The 14,941-nt window shown below is 70.3% G+C and carries 14 protein-coding genes, 1 pseudogene and 1 riboswitch; of the genes and pseudogenes, 4 read left to right on the top strand and 11 right to left on the bottom strand.

Annotated elements, in window-relative coordinates; genetic code table 11:
• Nucleotides 1–235 precede the first annotated feature (235 nt).
• Nucleotides 236–1,402 carry an N-acetylglucosamine-6-phosphate deacetylase gene (gene nagA / locus ASD43_RS00300; RefSeq protein WP_056412038.1) on the bottom strand — a complete coding sequence of 389 codons (1,167 nt, stop codon included), beginning with the start codon at nucleotides 1,400–1,402 and terminating at the stop codon, nucleotides 236–238.
• Nucleotides 1,399–2,922: a beta-N-acetylhexosaminidase gene (locus ASD43_RS00295; RefSeq protein WP_056412036.1), complete on the bottom strand. Its 1,524-nt coding sequence runs from the start codon at nucleotides 2,920–2,922 to the stop codon at nucleotides 1,399–1,401. The genes nagA and ASD43_RS00295 overlap by 4 nt, the downstream gene beginning before the upstream one ends.
• 52 nt (nucleotides 2,923–2,974) lie before the next feature.
• Nucleotides 2,975–3,059, top strand: a riboswitch (ZMP/ZTP riboswitch).
• Nucleotides 3,060–3,097: 38 nt separating this feature from the next.
• On the opposite strand from ASD43_RS00295, the gene glyA reads away from it, so the two are divergent.
• Nucleotides 3,098–4,372: a serine hydroxymethyltransferase gene (gene glyA, locus ASD43_RS00290; RefSeq protein ID WP_056412033.1), complete on the top strand. Its 1,275-nt coding sequence runs from the start codon at nucleotides 3,098–3,100 to the stop codon at nucleotides 4,370–4,372.
• On the top strand, nucleotides 4,369–5,247 hold the full coding sequence (locus ASD43_RS00285; RefSeq protein ID WP_056412030.1) for a bifunctional methylenetetrahydrofolate dehydrogenase/methenyltetrahydrofolate cyclohydrolase: 879 nt from the start codon (nucleotides 4,369–4,371) through the stop codon (nucleotides 5,245–5,247). The genes glyA and ASD43_RS00285 overlap by 4 nt, the downstream gene beginning before the upstream one ends.
• A gap of 45 nt (nucleotides 5,248–5,292) precedes the next feature.
• Here ASD43_RS00285 and ASD43_RS00280 read toward each other — a convergent pair whose 3' ends face one another.
• Nucleotides 5,293–5,853, bottom strand: a complete 561-nt coding sequence (locus tag ASD43_RS00280) for a TetR/AcrR family transcriptional regulator (protein WP_162247463.1) — start codon at nucleotides 5,851–5,853, stop codon at nucleotides 5,293–5,295.
• Nucleotides 5,854–5,915: 62 nt separating this feature from the next.
• Between ASD43_RS00280 and ASD43_RS00275 the strand changes: the two genes are divergently transcribed.
• Nucleotides 5,916–6,392 carry a DUF4188 domain-containing protein gene (locus ASD43_RS00275; RefSeq protein WP_045253141.1) on the top strand — a complete coding sequence of 159 codons (477 nt, stop codon included), beginning with the start codon at nucleotides 5,916–5,918 and terminating at the stop codon, nucleotides 6,390–6,392.
• Between the two features lie 29 nt (nucleotides 6,393–6,421).
• Here ASD43_RS00275 and ASD43_RS00270 read toward each other — a convergent pair whose 3' ends face one another.
• The 7 genes from ASD43_RS00270 to ASD43_RS00240 all read right to left on the bottom strand — a co-directional run bounded on the left by ASD43_RS00270 (nucleotide 6,422) and on the right by ASD43_RS00240 (nucleotide 13,757).
• Nucleotides 6,422–7,144, bottom strand: a complete 723-nt coding sequence (locus ASD43_RS00270; RefSeq protein ID WP_056412023.1) for a DUF6882 domain-containing protein — start codon at nucleotides 7,142–7,144, stop codon at nucleotides 6,422–6,424.
• A gap of 59 nt (nucleotides 7,145–7,203) precedes the next feature.
• A complete protein-coding gene (locus ASD43_RS00265; RefSeq protein ID WP_056412020.1) occupies nucleotides 7,204–8,007 on the bottom strand; it encodes an HpcH/HpaI aldolase family protein in 804 nt (267 codons plus the stop codon).
• Entirely contained in the window at nucleotides 7,992–8,777 is a 786-nt protein-coding gene (locus ASD43_RS00260) for a 2-keto-4-pentenoate hydratase (RefSeq protein WP_056412018.1), read from the bottom strand. Before ASD43_RS00260 ends, ASD43_RS00265 begins: the two co-directional genes overlap by 16 nt.
• 139 nt (nucleotides 8,778–8,916) lie before the next feature.
• Nucleotides 8,917–10,053 (bottom strand): 3,4-dihydroxyphenylacetate 2,3-dioxygenase, encoded by a 1,137-nt coding sequence (hpaD, locus tag ASD43_RS00255; RefSeq protein ID WP_056412015.1) that lies wholly within the window; start codon nucleotides 10,051–10,053, stop codon nucleotides 8,917–8,919.
• A 28-nt stretch (nucleotides 10,054–10,081) separates the two neighbouring features.
• Nucleotides 10,082–11,578 (bottom strand): 5-carboxymethyl-2-hydroxymuconate semialdehyde dehydrogenase, encoded by a 1,497-nt coding sequence (gene hpaE, locus ASD43_RS00250; RefSeq protein ID WP_056412011.1) that lies wholly within the window; start codon nucleotides 11,576–11,578, stop codon nucleotides 10,082–10,084.
• Nucleotides 11,575–12,261, bottom strand: a complete 687-nt coding sequence (locus ASD43_RS00245) for a GntR family transcriptional regulator (protein WP_056412009.1) — start codon at nucleotides 12,259–12,261, stop codon at nucleotides 11,575–11,577. Before ASD43_RS00245 ends, hpaE begins: the two co-directional genes overlap by 4 nt.
• Nucleotides 12,258–13,757, bottom strand: coding sequence for a fumarylacetoacetate hydrolase family protein (locus ASD43_RS00240; protein ID WP_056412004.1), 1,500 nt, complete (start codon nucleotides 13,755–13,757; stop codon nucleotides 12,258–12,260). Before ASD43_RS00240 ends, ASD43_RS00245 begins: the two co-directional genes overlap by 4 nt.
• 42 nt (nucleotides 13,758–13,799) lie before the next feature.
• Between ASD43_RS00240 and ASD43_RS16825 the strand changes: the two are divergent.
• A pseudogene (locus ASD43_RS16825) lies at nucleotides 13,800–14,027 on the top strand (MFS transporter); the annotation flags it as partial.
• 67 nt (nucleotides 14,028–14,094) lie between these two features.
• Here ASD43_RS16825 and ASD43_RS00235 read toward each other — a convergent pair.
• A complete protein-coding gene (locus ASD43_RS00235; RefSeq protein WP_056412001.1) occupies nucleotides 14,095–14,796 on the bottom strand; it encodes an IclR family transcriptional regulator in 702 nt (233 codons plus the stop codon).
• Between the last annotated feature and the right edge of the window lie 145 nt (nucleotides 14,797–14,941).

The raw sequence follows: 14,941 nt of genomic DNA, 5'->3' as shown, positions 1-14,941 counted from the left end.
AAAACTGAGAACTCGCGTAATGAATCGCGGTGGTCGTCGTCTCATCACAGAGAGAAGCCAAGGAGCTCCACCGGGGGGCGGAGCTCAGGCATCGATGCAGGGGGATATGCATCGATATGGCGGGCCGGACACCTCGGGGGAGGAGTTCCCGGCCCGCCGACTCGCGAAGAGGGGACATGACGGGGCCGCCGATCTGGGGAAAGGCGGCCCCGCACCCTTCCGGCCGCGTACCGGATCAGCTCCGGTCGCCGACCCACACGCGCACGACACGAAGCTGCGCGTCCAGCAGAACGGCATCAGCCGTGAAGCCGGCGTCGAGGCTGCCGAGGTCGTGGCCGCATCCGATCGCCCGTGCCGGCGTCTCGGTGAGCGCTTGCACGGCATCGGACAGTCCGACCCCCGCGGCGATCGCTCGGCGCAGCGCGACATCCTGCGTGAGGGTCGAGCCGGCGATCGATCCCGTGTCGTCCGCGCGCGCGATCCCGTCCCGCACCGTGACGCTCACCGCACCGAGGTCGTAGTGCCCGTCGGCGCTCCCGGCCGCGGCCATCGCATCGGTGATCAGCGCCACGCGGCCGGGCGCGGAATCGAACACCAGCTTGATCACGTGCGGGTCGAGGTGCACGCCGTCGGCGATCGCCTCGAGCACCACCCGGTGATCGGCGGCGGCGGCCAGCACCGGCCCGGGGGCGCGGTGATGGATGCCGGGCATCGCGTTGAACGCGTGGGTCAGGATCGACGCGCCGGCGTCGAAGGCGGCGATCGCCATCGCGGCATCCGCGCTCGTGTGTCCGACCGCGGCGGCCGCGCCCGCCTCCACGATCGAGCGGATCGCGTCGAGGCCGCCGGGGCGCTCGGGGGCGATCGTCACCTGGCGGATCGTCCCTCGCCCGGCCTCCAGCAGCCGGGCCACATCGGCGGCGCGGGGCTCGCGCAGCAGGGTGGGCTCGTGAGCTCCGTGGTGCGCCGGGTCGAGGAACGGCCCCTCGAGGTGGGAGCCGAGGATGTCGGCATCCGTCGTCATGAGGTCGGCGATGTCCTGGACCCGCCGTGCGAGTGCGTCGAGGGGGGCCGTCACCAGGGAGATCACGGCGCGCGTCGTGCCGTGGGCGCGGTGCAGGGCCCGAGCGGTGCGGATCGCGTCGATGCCGTCGTCGAAGGACGCGCCTGCGCCGCCGTGCCCGTGGATGTCGATGAACCCCGGTGTGAGCACTGCGCCCTCTCCGGCGGATGCCACGGCGTCGACGACCTCGTCTGCCGCGGTCCAGGAATCGCCGACCCCTCGCCCCGAGACCTTGCCGTCGTCGAACCGCACCCACGCGTCGGCCAGCACGGACCCGCCGTCGACGAGTCGCGCGGAGTGGATGACGAGCGACCCCGTCGTCGGGCGCTCGGCGGTCATCGCTCGGTCCAGGGGATCTCGGGTGCAGGGTGGAAGTCGATGCCCCGAGCATTCCACATCGGCGCCAGTGCGCCCAGGCGTGCTCGGAACGACTCCCACGCCCGGCCCGAACCGCTGCGCGGCGACCACGCGACCTCGGCCAGGGCGGCGGCGCGCGGGAAGACGAGCTGCTCCACGTCGTTCCAGGTGCGCGTGGTCTCGCTCCACAGCGGCGCCTCGATGCCGAGGATCGCGGTGTCGGGTACGTCCAGCGCCGACGTCGGCTCCCACTCGTAGGCGGAGCGGACGTCGATGGTGCCGGCCCAGGTGAGTCCGAGGGCGAAGTCGGTCGTGTACTTCATGTCGAGGTAGGCGGCGTCGGCGGCCGACATGATCAGCGCGCCCCCGCGCTCCACGAAGTGCCTCGCCTCGGCCGCATGCGACCCCTCCGGGGTCCGCTTGCCCCAGTACTGGCCGACCGTGCCCTCGGCGATGTCGGCCGCCGCGCCCACCTCGTGCCAGGCCACCGGCGTCTTCCCCTCGTCGACGACGATCGCGGTCGCGCGCTCGACGAAGAAGTCGAAATCCGCCTGCGGCGTCCCGAGCGATTCGTCTCCGCCGATGTGGATGTACGGACCGGGTGTCATCTCGGCGAGCTCTCGCACGACGTCGCGCACGAACTCGTAGGTGCGCTCCTCGTGGATGCGGACGCTGGAGTGCCCGACGCCCCACCCGAGGTAGGGCTCGCCGGCGACCGGGAGGTCCTGCCCCAGGCGCTTCGCATCGGCGATCAGTGCGTCGTTCATCACCGGGTCCTCGACGAGCTCGGGGTAGGCGACGCCGACGGCGTGCGTGTGCCCGGGCAGATCGATCTCCGGGATCACGATCATGTGCCGTGCTGCCGCGTAGGCGACGATCTCGCGATAGTCGTCCTTGGTGAAGAAGCCGCCCGCGTCGCCGAGGGCCGCGGTCGTGGAGGCGAGCTCGGTGAGTCGCGGCCAGGACTCGATCTCGATGCGCCACGCCTGATCGTCGGTGAGGTGGAGGTGCAGGTGATTGAACTTCAGCGCGCTGACGCTGTCGATCAGTCGCTTCACCTCGGCGACTCCGAAGAAGTGGCGCGCCACGTCGAGCATGACCCCGCGGCGGACGAAGCGCGGCTCGTCGGCGATCTCGGCGCGCAGGAGCACCCAGCCGTGCGCGTCCTCGCGCAGCAGCTGCAGCAGGGTCTGAACCCCGTAGAAGAGTCCAGCCTCATCGGCGCCGACGATCTCGACCCCCTCCGCGATCGAGAGCGTGTAACCCTCGGGCCCCGCGGTCGACGCGTCGACACGCAGCGCGATCTCGCCGGTCGAGTCGCCGGTCGAGTCGGCGGAGTGGACGAGACGGATGCCGCTGCGGCTCTCGACCGCATCGATCAGCTGTGCGACGGCGGGGGAGCCCCCGGTCACGCGCACGTCGGGGGAGAGAGGCAGGCGCCCGGCTCCGATCGTGACCGATGCGGGCAGCGGCACCAGCGGCAGGTAATCAGGAAGGACCATGAACAAAACCTACCCGGCTCGGGGTCGTGGGCGCAGGGAAATCCGCTATGCTCGTACTCGTCGCGACTGGCGTCTGGGTGGACTACCACCGGGGAGCGACTGACCACGGAATTCGACCGCGCGCCTGGGCCGATAGGAACACCCTTCGAATCCGTCGTCAGAGGAGCACGTCATCATGACCGACCGTTACTTCAACGCACCGCTGTCCGAGGTGGACCCCGAGATCGCACAGGTCCTCGACCGCGAACTCGCCCGCCAGCAGACGTTCCTCGAGATGATCGCATCCGAGAACTTCGTGCCCGTCGCGGTCCTGCAGTCGCAGGGCTCCGTCCTGACCAACAAGTACGCCGAAGGCTACCCCGGGCGCCGCTACTACGGCGGCTGCGAAGAGGTCGACGTCGCCGAGGAACTCGCGATCCAGCGGGCCAAGGACCTGTTCGGCGCCGAGTTCGCGAACGTCCAGCCGCATTCGGGCGCATCGGCCAACGCTGCCGTGCTGCACGCGATCGCCCGCCCCGGCGACACCCTCCTCGGCCTCGCCCTCGACCAGGGCGGCCACCTGACGCACGGCATGAAGATCAACTTCTCGGGCCGGCTCTACGACATCGTCGCCTACGGCGTCGACCCCGAGACCTCGATCATCGACATGGACGAGGTGCGTCGCCTCGCGATCGAGCACAAGCCCAAGGTCATCATCGCCGGATGGTCCGCGTACCCCCGCACCCTCGACTTCGCGGCCTTCCGCGCGATCGCCGACGAGGTCGGCGCGCTGCTCTGGGTCGACATGGCGCACTTCGCCGGACTCGTCGCCGCGGGCCTGCACCCGAACCCGGTGCCGCACGCGCACGTCGTCTCGTCGACCGTGCACAAGACGATCGGCGGCCCTCGCTCGGGCTTCATCCTGACGAACGACGCCGACATCGCGAAGAAGATCAACACGGCCGTCTTCCCGGGGCAGCAGGGCGGACCCCTCATGCACGTGATCGCCGCCAAGGCGACCGCGTTCAAGCTCGCGGGCACCCCCGAGTTCGCCGAGCGCCAGAAGCGCACCCTGCGCGGCGCCTCGATCCTCGCCGATCGTCTCTCGCAGCAGGACGTGAAGGATGCCGGCATCGGCGTGCGCTCCGGCGGCACCGACGTGCACCTCGTACTCGTCGACCTGCGCGACGCCCAGGTCGACGGCAAGCAGGCCGAAGACCTGCTGCACGACATCCACATCACCGTCAACCGCAACGCGGTGCCCAACGACCCGCGTCCGCCGATGGTGACGTCGGGTCTGCGCATCGGGACTCCGGCGCTCGCGACCCGCGGCTTCGGAGATGCGGAGTTCACCGAAGTGGCCGACGTGATCGCCCTCGCGCTGCTGCCCGGCGCCGATGTCGAGGCACTCCGTGCGCGCGTCGACGCGCTCGCCGTCGCCTTCCCGCTCTACCCGGACCTGCAGCAGTGACCGCCCAGGTCCTCGACGGCAAGGTGGCAGCAGCCGCCATCAAGGTCGAGCTGACCGAGCGTGTCGCCGCTCTGAAGGAGAAGGGCATCGTGCCCGGCATCGCGACCGTGCTGGTGGGTGCCGACCCGGCGTCCCAGCTCTACGTCGGGATGAAGCATCGCCAGTCCGAGGCGATCGGGATGAACTCGATCCAGCGCGAGCTGCCGGCCGATGCCACGCAGGCCGACGTCGAGGCGCTGATCGACGAGCTCAACGCCGACCAGGACTGCCACGGCTACATCGTGCAGCTGCCTCTTCCCGCGCACATCGACACCGATGCGATCCTCGAGCGCATCGACCCGGCGAAGGACGCGGATGGGCTGCATCCGACGAACCTCGGCCGTCTCGTGCTCAACGTCAACAAGCCCATCCACACGCCGCTGCCCTGCACGCCGCGCGGTGTGATCGAGCTGCTGCTGCGCAACGGCTACGACTTCACGGGCAGGCATGTGGTCGTCGTCGGGCGAGGTGTCACGATCGGCCGCTCCATCGGACTGCTGCTCACCCGTCGAGACCTGAACGCCACGGTCACGCTCACGCACACCGGCACGGTCGACATGCCGCGATACCTGCGCGAGGCCGACGTCATCGTGGCCGCAGCGGGCGTCAAGCATCTGATCCGCGCCGAAGACGTGAAGCCCGGTGCGGCCGTGCTCGACGTCGGGGTCACGCGCGAGAGCGATCCGGAGACGGGCAAGAGCGCGGTCTTCGGAGACGTGCATCCCGATGTCGCCGAGGTCGCGGGCTGGATCTCGCCGAACCCGGGCGGTGTCGGCCCGATGACGGTCGCGCTGCTCATGACCAATGTGGTGGAGGCGGCCGAGCGCCTGGTCTGAGTCCTCAGGGGCGGTCGGCGGGTCGGGGGCCCGGCGCGGTGAGGGTCAGCGCGCCGGGAAGGCGCGCTCGACCGCGTCGACCACGCGGTCGTAGACGGCATCCCAGTCGACGGCCACCGGAGCGACGCTCGCGAGCTCCAGGCTCACGGCGCCGTGCACCTGCGCCCACACGGTGAGGGCGGCGGGCATCACCTCGGGCTCGTCGACGCGCTCGGCGAGCGTGCGCACGAGCGGCATCATCGCCGCGCCCGTGGTGGCCTCGTCGGGGTGGCAGTTCTCGCTCGTGACCGCTCCGCCGAACATGAGCCGGTACAGCGCGGGGTTCGCGGTGGCCCAGGCTCGATAGGCGAGGCCGAGCGCGCGAAGGCCGTCGGGTTCGGTGGACGCCTGCGACTGCCCGAACGACGCGAAGCCGTGATCGATCACGGCGACGAGCAGCTCCGCCCTGCCGCCGAACAGCGCGTACACGGCGGATGTGGAGGTGCCGGCGCCCTGGGCGATCTCGCGCAGGCTGATCCCCTCCACTCCGCGCTCGTCGACCATCCGCGCCGTGGCGTCGAGGAGTCGGCAACGCAGGGCGTCGTCGTACAGTGCGGGTCTTGCCATGCGGCCCAGCATACCGTAACGTCGTTTCATAACGCGGTTACGGAATCGCATGAGGAGTGGAAATGACCCAGCAGGTGTTCCCCGGGCGCTACACCGCGGCCCCCGACAGGGCGGACGTGACGGTCTTCCTGATCGGGATGCGCGCCAACCGATGGTGGGATCTCCGCCGCGTGTGGTGGACCGCCAGCAAGATGCCGCCGATGCTGCAGCACCTCGCCACCCATCCCGACTCGGGGATGCTCGGTGTGCACAGCTGGTTCGGCAGGACGACGATCCTGCTGTCGTACTGGGAGAGCCCTGAGCACCTGCAGCGCTTCGCCGCCGACCGCGACGCCCCGCACCTGCAGCCGTGGCGCGACTTCATGCGCACGCTGCAGGGCACCGGCAGTGTCGGAGTCTGGCACGAGACGTATCAGGTGCCCGCTGCGGATCTCGAGACCGTGTACGTCGACATGCCGCTGTTCGGGCTGGCGGCGGCGACCGCTCATGCGCCGGTGGGCGCCGGCACGAAGACGGCCCGCCAGCGCCTGGGGCGGTGACGGGCCGACTCGCGGCGTGACGCGTGCGATCAGTTCTGCGGGTGCAGGCTGCTCTCGATGTTCGTGATGCGGGCCTGTTCGTCGAAGCGGAAGGTGGCAGATCCGGTCTCGTCGGCGACGGTCGCCCCCGAGAACGCCTCGTCGGCCCACGTGAGGTTCCAGCCGGCGAGGCGGGCGGCATCCCACACCGCGGTGCGGGCATCCGTGAGCGCGGTGCCGGCGAGGATGCGGGGGAGCGCGATCGCCGCGACGGACACCGTGAGCGGGGGGATCGGCGCGTCGAGCAGGAACACGGCCGACGTGCCGCCGCCGACCGGGGCGGAGTAGTAGGGCGCGCGGCCGGTCAGTTCGACGGCGACGCCGCCGACGGTGTGCGCGGCCGCGGTGATCCACTCGGAGTCGCCGCTGGCATCGTCGGGGAACGGCAGCTCGCTCTGGCTGAGCTCGGCGATGCCGTGGGCGGTGCCGTAGTCCCTCAACTGGCCGGCGACGCCGTCGGGGTCGCCCTGCGGGTGGGCCCACGCCCAGAGCAGCGAGCGGGGTCCGGGAGCGATGGTGGCGATGAGGTGGGCGCGGGTCGTCAGCCGGCGCGACGGATCATCGTTCGAGGTGAACGTCAGCGTGCCGGCGGCCATGTCGGCATCCCAGCGGTTCTCGCCCAGGTCCTCGAGCGCGGTGACCAGCGAATCCTGGCGGAGGGCGGTGAACAGTGCGGCACGGTCTGCGAGCGGCTGGAGCGCGGCGAAGGTCATGCCCCCAGTCTCACCCGGATTGCTATGAATACGCCACTTTTCGCGCTGCGGGGCGCGGGTCAGTAGCTGGCGCGGGTCACGTCGTCGGACGCCGGGATGAAGCGCGCGGCCAGAGCTTCCGAGGCGCGAGCCAGCAGCGCCACGTCGGCCCCGACAGCCACGAAGTCCGCACCCGCGGCGATGTAGGCGTCGGCGGCGGCCGGGTCGAAGGCGTTCACGCCGACCGGGGTGCCCGTGCCCGCCACCGCGGCGAAGACGCGATGCACCGCGGCCACGACGTCGGGGTGGGTCTGCTGGCCCAGCAGCCCCATCGAGGCCGACAGGTCGGAGGGGCCGACGAAGACGCCGTCGACGCCGTCGACGGCCGCGATCGCGGCGGCGGCCTCGACCCCCGCCGTCGTCTCGATCTGCACCGTGAGCGAGGTGTGCGACGCGGAGTCCTGCAGGTAGTCGTCGACCCGATTCCATCGCGCGCTGCGGGCGAGCGCACTGCCCACCCCGCGCACGCCCTGCGGCGGATACCGAGTCGCGGCGACGGCGGCCCTGGCCTCCTCGACCGACGACACCATCGGGACGATGATGTCCTGCGCGCCGAGGTCGAGCACCTGCTTGATGGCGACCGCGTCGTTCGACGGCACCCGCACCACGGGCGCGATCGGATACGCCGCGACCACCTGCAGCTGCACGAGGGTGGATTCGAGGGAGTTGGCCGAGTGCTCCATGTCGATGAGCAGCCAGTCGAGTCCGGATCCGGCAGCGACCTCGGTCACGAGCGGGCTGCCGGAGCACGCCCACATGCCGATCAGGGAGCGGTCGGCGGCGGCGAGCCGCTCGCGGAAGGACCGGCTCAGATGAAGCGGCATTCGATCGTTCCCATCGGTCCGTAGTCGCACAGCACCTGATCGCCGCGCGACACCCACATCGGGCGTGTGAACGATCCTGCCAGGATGATCTCCCCGGCCTCCAGTCGCGCGCCGTGCTGGTGGAACTTGTTCGCGAGCCAGGCGACCCCGGTGGCGGGGTGTCCGAGCACGCCGGCGGCCACGCCGGTCTCCTCGATCTCGCCGTTGCGGGAGAGCACGCCGGGCACCCAGCGCAGGTCGATCTCGTCGGGACGACGGCGCTCGCTGCCGAGCACCATCGCGCCGTACGCGGCGTTGTCGCTGATGGTGTCGACGATGGTGCGCCCCTCGAGCTCGATGTGCGAGTTGAGCACCTCGAGCGCGGGCACCGCGTAGTCGATCGCCGCGAGCGCATCCTCGAGCGTGCAGTCCGGGCCCTCGAGAGGGCGCGCGAGCACGAACGCGAGCTCGACCTCGATGCGCACGTTCGAGAAGTGCGCGGTCGGGATCTCGGCGCCCGACTCGTAGACGGTGTCGTCGAACATCACCCCGTAGTCCGGCTCGGTGATGCCCGTCGCCTGCTGCATCGCCTTGGACGTGAGCCCGATCTTCCGGCCGACGAGGCGGCGTCCCGCGGCGATCTGCGCGTCTCGCCAGACCCCCTGGATCGCGTAGGAGTCCTCGACGGTCGCGTCGGGGTGGCGCGCGGTGATGCGCGGGATGACCGTGTGCGTGCGGTCTGCCTCGGCCAGTTCTGCGGCGATGGTCTCGATCGTGTCTGCTGACAGCATCCGTTCCTCCTCAGGTCGGTGTGGGTCCCGTCGCTGCGCTCCGGCCCCTGAGCGAGCGTCGTTCAGTCGGTGCTCCGGTCCCTGAGCGAGCGGAGCGAGACGAAGGGCGCTCGGGGGTGGCGAAGCGGGACGCGGGGTGTTAGAGCTGGTTCCCGAGCTTCTTCTCGCCCTCTTCGGGGCGTGTGTACGAGAAGCCGTCGGCACCGATCGTGACGGCCATCTCCGAGCTGTCGGTGCGGGCGACGACGGGCTGCGGGGTGCCGTCGAGGTCGAGCACGAGCGAGCCGTCGGTGTACCAGGAGGGCACGACGGGGTTGCCCCACCAGTCGCGCCGCTGATTGTCGTGCACGTCCCAGGTGATGACGGGGTTGTCGGGATCGCCCGTGTAGTAGTCCTGCGTGTAGACCTCGACGCGGTGGCCGTCGGGATCGCGCAGGTACAGGTAGAACGCGTTGCTCACGCCGTGCCGACCGGGTCCGCGCTCGATCGCGTCGGAGCGGCGGAGCGCGCCCAGCTTGTCGCAGATGGCCAGGATGTTGTGCTTCTCGTGGGTGGCGAAGCACACGTGGTGCATGCGGGGGCCGTCGCCGCCGGTCATCGCCGTGTCGTGCACGGTGGGCTTGCGCCGCATCCACGCGGCGTACACGGTGCCCTCCTCGTCCTGGATGTCCTCCGTGACGCGGAAGCCGAGGTCCTGCATGAACTTGACGGCCCGTGGCACGTCCGGAGTGATCTGGTTGAAGTGGTCGAGACGCACCAGCTCGCCGGGGATGTGCAGGTCGTAGCGCCACGACATCCGCTCGACGTGGTCGGACTGGTGGAAGAACTCGATCGGGAAGCCGAGCGGGTCGACCACGCGCACCGAGTCGCCGACTCCCTTGACGAATCCGTTCGGCTCGCGACGCACGTCGCAGCCGAGCTCGGTGTAGAACGCGACGGCGAGATCGAGGTCCGAGGCCGAGCGCACCCGGTAGGAGAACGCGGCGACGGCGGCGACCGGGCCCTTGCGCAGCACGAGGTTGTGGTGGATGAACTCCTCGGTGGACCGCAGGTAGATCGCCTCGTCGTCCTCCTCGGTGACGTAGAGCCCGAGCACGTCGACGTAGAACACCCGCGATGCCGCGAGGTCGGTCACGATGAGCTCCATGTAGGCGCAGCGGAGCACATCGGGCGGAATGCTCTCGGGCGTCGCGATCGGATCGTCCGTACGGATCGGCGCCTCCTGGCTCACGTAGTAGCCGGCGGAGGTCAGGGTCATGTTCTCGCGGTCGGTCATGTCAGCGTCCTTGCCGAGTCTCTCTGGGTCAGTTCTTGCCGAAGGTCGGGTTGTGCGCACCGCCGAGCGTGATGTGCACGCTCTGCTGGTCGGTGTAGAAATCGATCGAGCGGTAGCCGCCCTCGTGTCCGAGGCCCGACGCCTTGACGCCGCCGAACGGGGTGCGCAGGTCGCGCACGTTGTTGCTGTTCAGCCACACCATCCCCGCCTCGACCGACTGCGCGAAGGTGTGGGCGCGCGTCAGGTCGTTCGTCCAGATGTAGGCGGCGAGTCCGTACTTCGTGTCGTTCGCGAGTGACAGCGCCTCCTCGTCGGAGTCGAACGGGGTGATCGCGACGACCGGGCCGAAGATCTCCTCCTGGAAGATGCGGGCATCGGGTGCGACGTCGGCGAACACGGTCGGCGCGACGAAGTTGCCCGTATCGAAGCCCTCCGGGCGTCCGCCGCCGGCGACCAGGCGCCCCTCGCTCTTGCCGATCTCGACGTAGCTCATCACCTTGTCGTAGTGCTCGGGGTGCACGAGGGCGCCGACCTCGGTCGCCGGGTCGTGCGGGTAGCCGACCTTCACGCGCTTCGCCTGGGCGGCGTACCGCTCGACGAACTCCTCGTAGATCGAGCGCTCGACGAGGATGCGCGAACCGGCCGTACAGCGCTCGCCGTTGAGGGAGAACACGCCGAAGATGGTCGCGTCGACGGCGGCCTCGAGGTCGGCGTCGGCGAAGACCACGGCCGGCGACTTGCCGCCGAGCTCCATCGAGAGCCCCTTGAGGAACGGTGCGGCGTTGCCGAAGATCAGCTGCCCGGTCGAGCTCTCGCCCGTGAACGAGATCAGCGGCACGTCCGGGTGCTTCACGAGGGCGTCTCCGGCGTCTTCGCCCAGTCCGTTCACCAGGTTGAAGACGCCCCGCGGCAGTCCCGCCTCCTCGAAGATGCCCGCCCACAGCGAGGCCGACAGCGGCGTGAACTCGGCGGGCTTCAGCACCACGGTGTTGCCGGTGGCGAGGGCGGGACCGAGCTTCCACGACTCCAGCATGAAGGGCGTGTTCCACGGCGTGATGAGGCCTGCGACGCCGATCGGCTTGCGGTTGACGTAGTTCATCTGGCGACCGGGGACCTTGAAGGCGTCGTCCGACTGCGCGACGATGAGGTCGGCGAAGAAGCGGAAGTTCTCGGCGGCGCGGCGGGCCTGGCCCAGAGCCTGCGTGATCGGCAGGCCGGAGTCGTAGGACTCGAGCTCGGCGAGACGGGTGTCGCGGGACTCCACGATGTCGGCGATCCGGTGCAGCACGCGCGAGCGCTCGCGGGGGAGCAGGCGAGGCCAGGGCCCCTCGTCGAAGGCGCGCTTCGCGGCGGCGACGGCGCGCTCGATGTCGGCCTTCTTGCCCGCTGCGGCCGTCGTGTACGTCGTGTTCGTCACCGGGTCGAGCACATCGAACGTGTCGCCGTCGACGGAGTCGACGAATTCGCCGTCGATGTAGTGCTGGATGTGGTCGGGAAGATCGGCGGGGATGCGCGAATCGGTCATGAGTCTTCTCCAGTCGTGCGGGATGAGCGGGTGTGCAGGGCGTCGAGGAAGGCGTCCCTCGTGCGCAGACGATGGTTGCGGGCGGCGAGCTCGATCTCGAGCGGGTCGGCGCCCGCACGGATCAGCTCGAGGATCTGGGTGTGCTCCTCGACCGAGTGCCGTGCACGGCCGGGCACGTAGGCGAACGTGGAGTCGCGGATGCCGGAGAGCCGGGCCCATCCTCGATGCACCAGGTCGAGCAGCTGCGGATTCGGGCACGGCTCGAACAGCACCGAGTGGAACCGGCGGTTCAGCTCGGTGAACGCGTGCGCGTCGAGATGATCGAGCATCTGGGTCATCCGCTCGTTGACCTCGGCGGCCGCGTCGAGCGCCGCCCGGTCCAGCAGAGGAGCCGACAGCGCCGTGGCCGCGCCTTCGACGAGCCCGAGCGTCTCCATGGTGTGCGCGTACTCGCTCTCGTCGACGAGCGTCACACGCGCGCCGACGTTGCGCTCGAACGTCACCAGCCCCTCCGCCTCGAGGCGGCGGATGGCCTCGCGCACCGGGACGACGCTCATGCCCAGCTCCTCGGCGAGCGAGCCGAGCACGAGCCGATAGCCGGGACCGAACACGTGCCCGGAGATGCGCGAGCGGATCCAGGAGTACGCCTGCTCGGATTTGCTCGCCCCGCTGACGATCGTCATCGGCGCGAGCCGGAGTCGGCGGAGGAGTCGGAAGCCGAGCCGGTCGCCGCCTCGTACTTCTCACGCCAGGCGGCGTTGAGGGGGAACAGCCCGTCGACCGGATGACCTGCGGCGACCTGCTCGGCGATCCACGCGTCCTCGACCTCCTGGGCGAGGGCGGCGTCGGCGATCTCGTCGGCGAGGCCGGGCGGGATCACGATCACGCCGTCGCCGTCTCCCACGATGATGTCGCCCGGCTGCACGGTCGCGCCGCCGCAGGAGACCGTCACGTCGACGTCCCACGGCACGTGCCGGCGGCCGAGGACAGAGGGGTGCGCGCCCTGCGAGAACACGGGCAGTCCGATCTCGGCCACGGCGTCGAAGTCGCGCACACCGCCGTCGGTCACCACTCCCGCAGCCCCGCGGGACCGCGCCCGCAGCGCGAGGATGTCGCCGAGCGTTCCGGTGGTCGCATCGCCGCGAGCCTCGATGACGATGACCTCGCCCTCGTCGACGGCGTCGAAGGCGCGCTTCTGCGCGTTGTACCCGCCACCGTGGCTGGCGAACAGGTCTTCACGGAAGGGCACGAAGCGCAGCGTCTTCGCCGTGCCGACGATCTTGCTGCCGGGGATGTTCGCACCGACCCCGTCGATGAAGCAGGAGTGGTGACCGCGCTTGCGCAGCTGGGCGGAGAGCCCGGCCGTCGGTGCGTCGAGCAGCTTCGCGCGCAGTTCGGGGGAGAGCCCTTCGTCGTGCGGGCTGCCCGTGGCGGGAAGCCCCGCGGCCTCGGCGGAGCCCCAGGCCTCGGTGCGCTGCAGGTCGTCGACGGCGGGCAGGGAGCCGATCCCGCCGTCGAAGGGCGTCTCACCCTGCGTCACGGTGGTCACGAGACGGCCGGAGGAGGGCGAGCCCACGGCATCCGGAGCATCCACCTCGATCTCGACGACGTCTCCTGGCACGATCACCGACGAGCCGGCGGGCGTGCCGGTGAGGATCACGTCGCCGGGCTCCAGTGTGAAGTGCTGGGAGAGATCGGCGACGAGCTGAGCGAGCGGGAAGATCAGGCCGGCCGTGGTGTCGTCCTGGCGCAGCTCTCCGTTCACCCAGGCGCGTACACGGAGGGCGCCAGGGTCGACCGTGCGCGCGTCGATGAGCTCCGGCCCCAGGGGCGTGTAGCCGTCGCCGCCCTTGGAGCGGACGTTCGAGCCCTTGTCGTTCGCGCGCAGGTCGTAGAGTCCGAGATCGTTCGATGCGGTGACCCAGCCCACGTGCGCCCACGCCTCGTCGAGGGAGACCCGACGCGCCGTCGTTCCGATCACGAGCGCGATCTCGCCCTCGAAGGCGAGCAGCTCGGTGCCGGCGGGACGCTCGACCGTTCCGCCGGAGACGCCGACGGAGCTGGCGGGCTTGAAGAAGTAGGAGGGGGCTGCGGGCCGGCGGCCCCGCTGATCGGCCCGAGAGGCGTAGCTCAGGTGGATCGCGATGATCTTGCCGGGGCGGGTGATGGATGCCGTCACGGGGCGCCTCCTCGCGCTGGGTCGACGCCTTGTGCGTCGTATTCGAAATCATATATTATCTCCGCATCCCTCGGCAAGCACTCGACCCCCTCGACGGCGATCATGCGGGCCACCGGCTCGACCCAGGCCGTCACCTGGTGCCTCGCAGGAATGACGGGACTCGGGCTCGTGGCCACGCTGCTGCTGCGCGACCGGTCCGGAATCCCGCTCGGACCCGACCACGAGGAGGAGCAGTCGGTCAACCCCGTGCGGGGTCTCGCCAGGGCCTGACAGCGGTCTCACACCGTGCCGTGAGTGCACGCCCGCCGTCGCGGGTGTGCGCTCACGCGCGCGGCGCTCAGCCCTCGAGGGCGTCGCGGATCGCGGATGCCGAGCGCGCGAGCCTCGCCGCGATCTCGGCGTCGTCGTGATCGGTCGCGACATGCACCACCGCGATCGCGGCGGGGCGCTGTCCGCGCAGCATGAGAGGCACGGCGACGGCCTGCACGGTGGGGATGACCTCGTCGTGGCTGGTCGCGTAGCCGCGTGCTCTGGCATCGTCGACCTCGGCGCGCAGCGCTCCGCCCGCAGCATCCGGCCAATCTGCGGCGGGCAGCTGCGCGAGGATGGCCTTGCCCGGTGCGCCCACGATGACCGCATGCCGTGCTCCCGGTCTCTGGGCGACGCTCGCGATCGCATGTCGCGGTTCGACGCTGGCCAGGGTGATGCAGTCGTCGCCGTCGAGCACCGCGAGGAAGCAGGTCATGCCCAGCTCGTTCGCGATCGCGGTGAGCTCGGGCAGGGCCTCGGCCTGGAGGTCGTGCGCGACCCCGGCTGCGAGCGCGGCCATCCGGGGGCCGAGGGTGACGGCGCCCGAGCCGTCGCGCCCGACGAGTCGGTGGTCCTCCAGCGTGCGCAGCAGTCGGTAGGCGATCGAGCGGTGCACTCCCAGCGCGACGGCGATCTCGTCGATCGTGAGCGGCGCTCTGGCGTCGGCGAGCACCTCGAGGATGCGGATGCCGCGGCTGAGGGTCTGCGAGGCGGGGGTGCCGTCGGGCATTCGTGTGCTCCCTCGTATGGCCGTGCGTTCCTTGCGCTTCGGGACGGGCGTCCCTAAGCTGTGTTCAATAGTAGAACTATGTGTTCGAATATAGAACACGTCGCACGAGAGTGCAACACCCGACAGTGACGTCCGGAAGGAATCG

This window comes from Microbacterium sp. Root553 (genome assembly GCF_001426995.1).
GTDB lineage: Bacteria > Actinomycetota > Actinomycetes > Actinomycetales > Microbacteriaceae > Microbacterium.
This window is presented reverse-complemented; position numbering and strand designations above follow the sequence as displayed.

Bases quoted from the DNA above. Each gene is read 5' to 3' on its own strand.
- ASD43_RS00245 (WP_056412009.1), bottom strand. From the start codon at position 12,261: ATGACGATCGTCAGCGGGGCGAGCAAATCCGAGCAGGCGTACTCCTGG.
- ASD43_RS00280 (WP_162247463.1), bottom strand. From the start codon at position 5,853: ATGGCAAGACCCGCACTGTACGACGACGCCCTGCGTTGCCGACTCCTC.
- ASD43_RS00295 (WP_056412036.1), bottom strand. From the start codon at position 2,922: ATGGTCCTTCCTGATTACCTGCCGCTGGTGCCGCTGCCCGCATCGGTC.
- ASD43_RS00235 (WP_056412001.1), bottom strand. From the start codon at position 14,796: ATGCCCGACGGCACCCCCGCCTCGCAGACCCTCAGCCGCGGCATCCGC.
- ASD43_RS00265 (WP_056412020.1), bottom strand. From the start codon at position 8,007: ATGCCGCTTCATCTGAGCCGGTCCTTCCGCGAGCGGCTCGCCGCCGCC.
- ASD43_RS00260 (WP_056412018.1), bottom strand. From the start codon at position 8,777: ATGCTGTCAGCAGACACGATCGAGACCATCGCCGCAGAACTGGCCGAG.
- hpaE (WP_056412011.1), bottom strand. From the start codon at position 11,578: ATGACCGATTCGCGCATCCCCGCCGATCTTCCCGACCACATCCAGCAC.
- ASD43_RS00275 (WP_045253141.1), top strand. From the start codon at position 5,916: ATGACCCAGCAGGTGTTCCCCGGGCGCTACACCGCGGCCCCCGACAGG.
- ASD43_RS00270 (WP_056412023.1), bottom strand. From the start codon at position 7,144: ATGACCTTCGCCGCGCTCCAGCCGCTCGCAGACCGTGCCGCACTGTTC.
- hpaD (WP_056412015.1), bottom strand. From the start codon at position 10,053: ATGACCGACCGCGAGAACATGACCCTGACCTCCGCCGGCTACTACGTG.
- nagA (WP_056412038.1), bottom strand. From the start codon at position 1,402: ATGACCGCCGAGCGCCCGACGACGGGGTCGCTCGTCATCCACTCCGCG.
- glyA (WP_056412033.1), top strand. From the start codon at position 3,098: ATGACCGACCGTTACTTCAACGCACCGCTGTCCGAGGTGGACCCCGAG.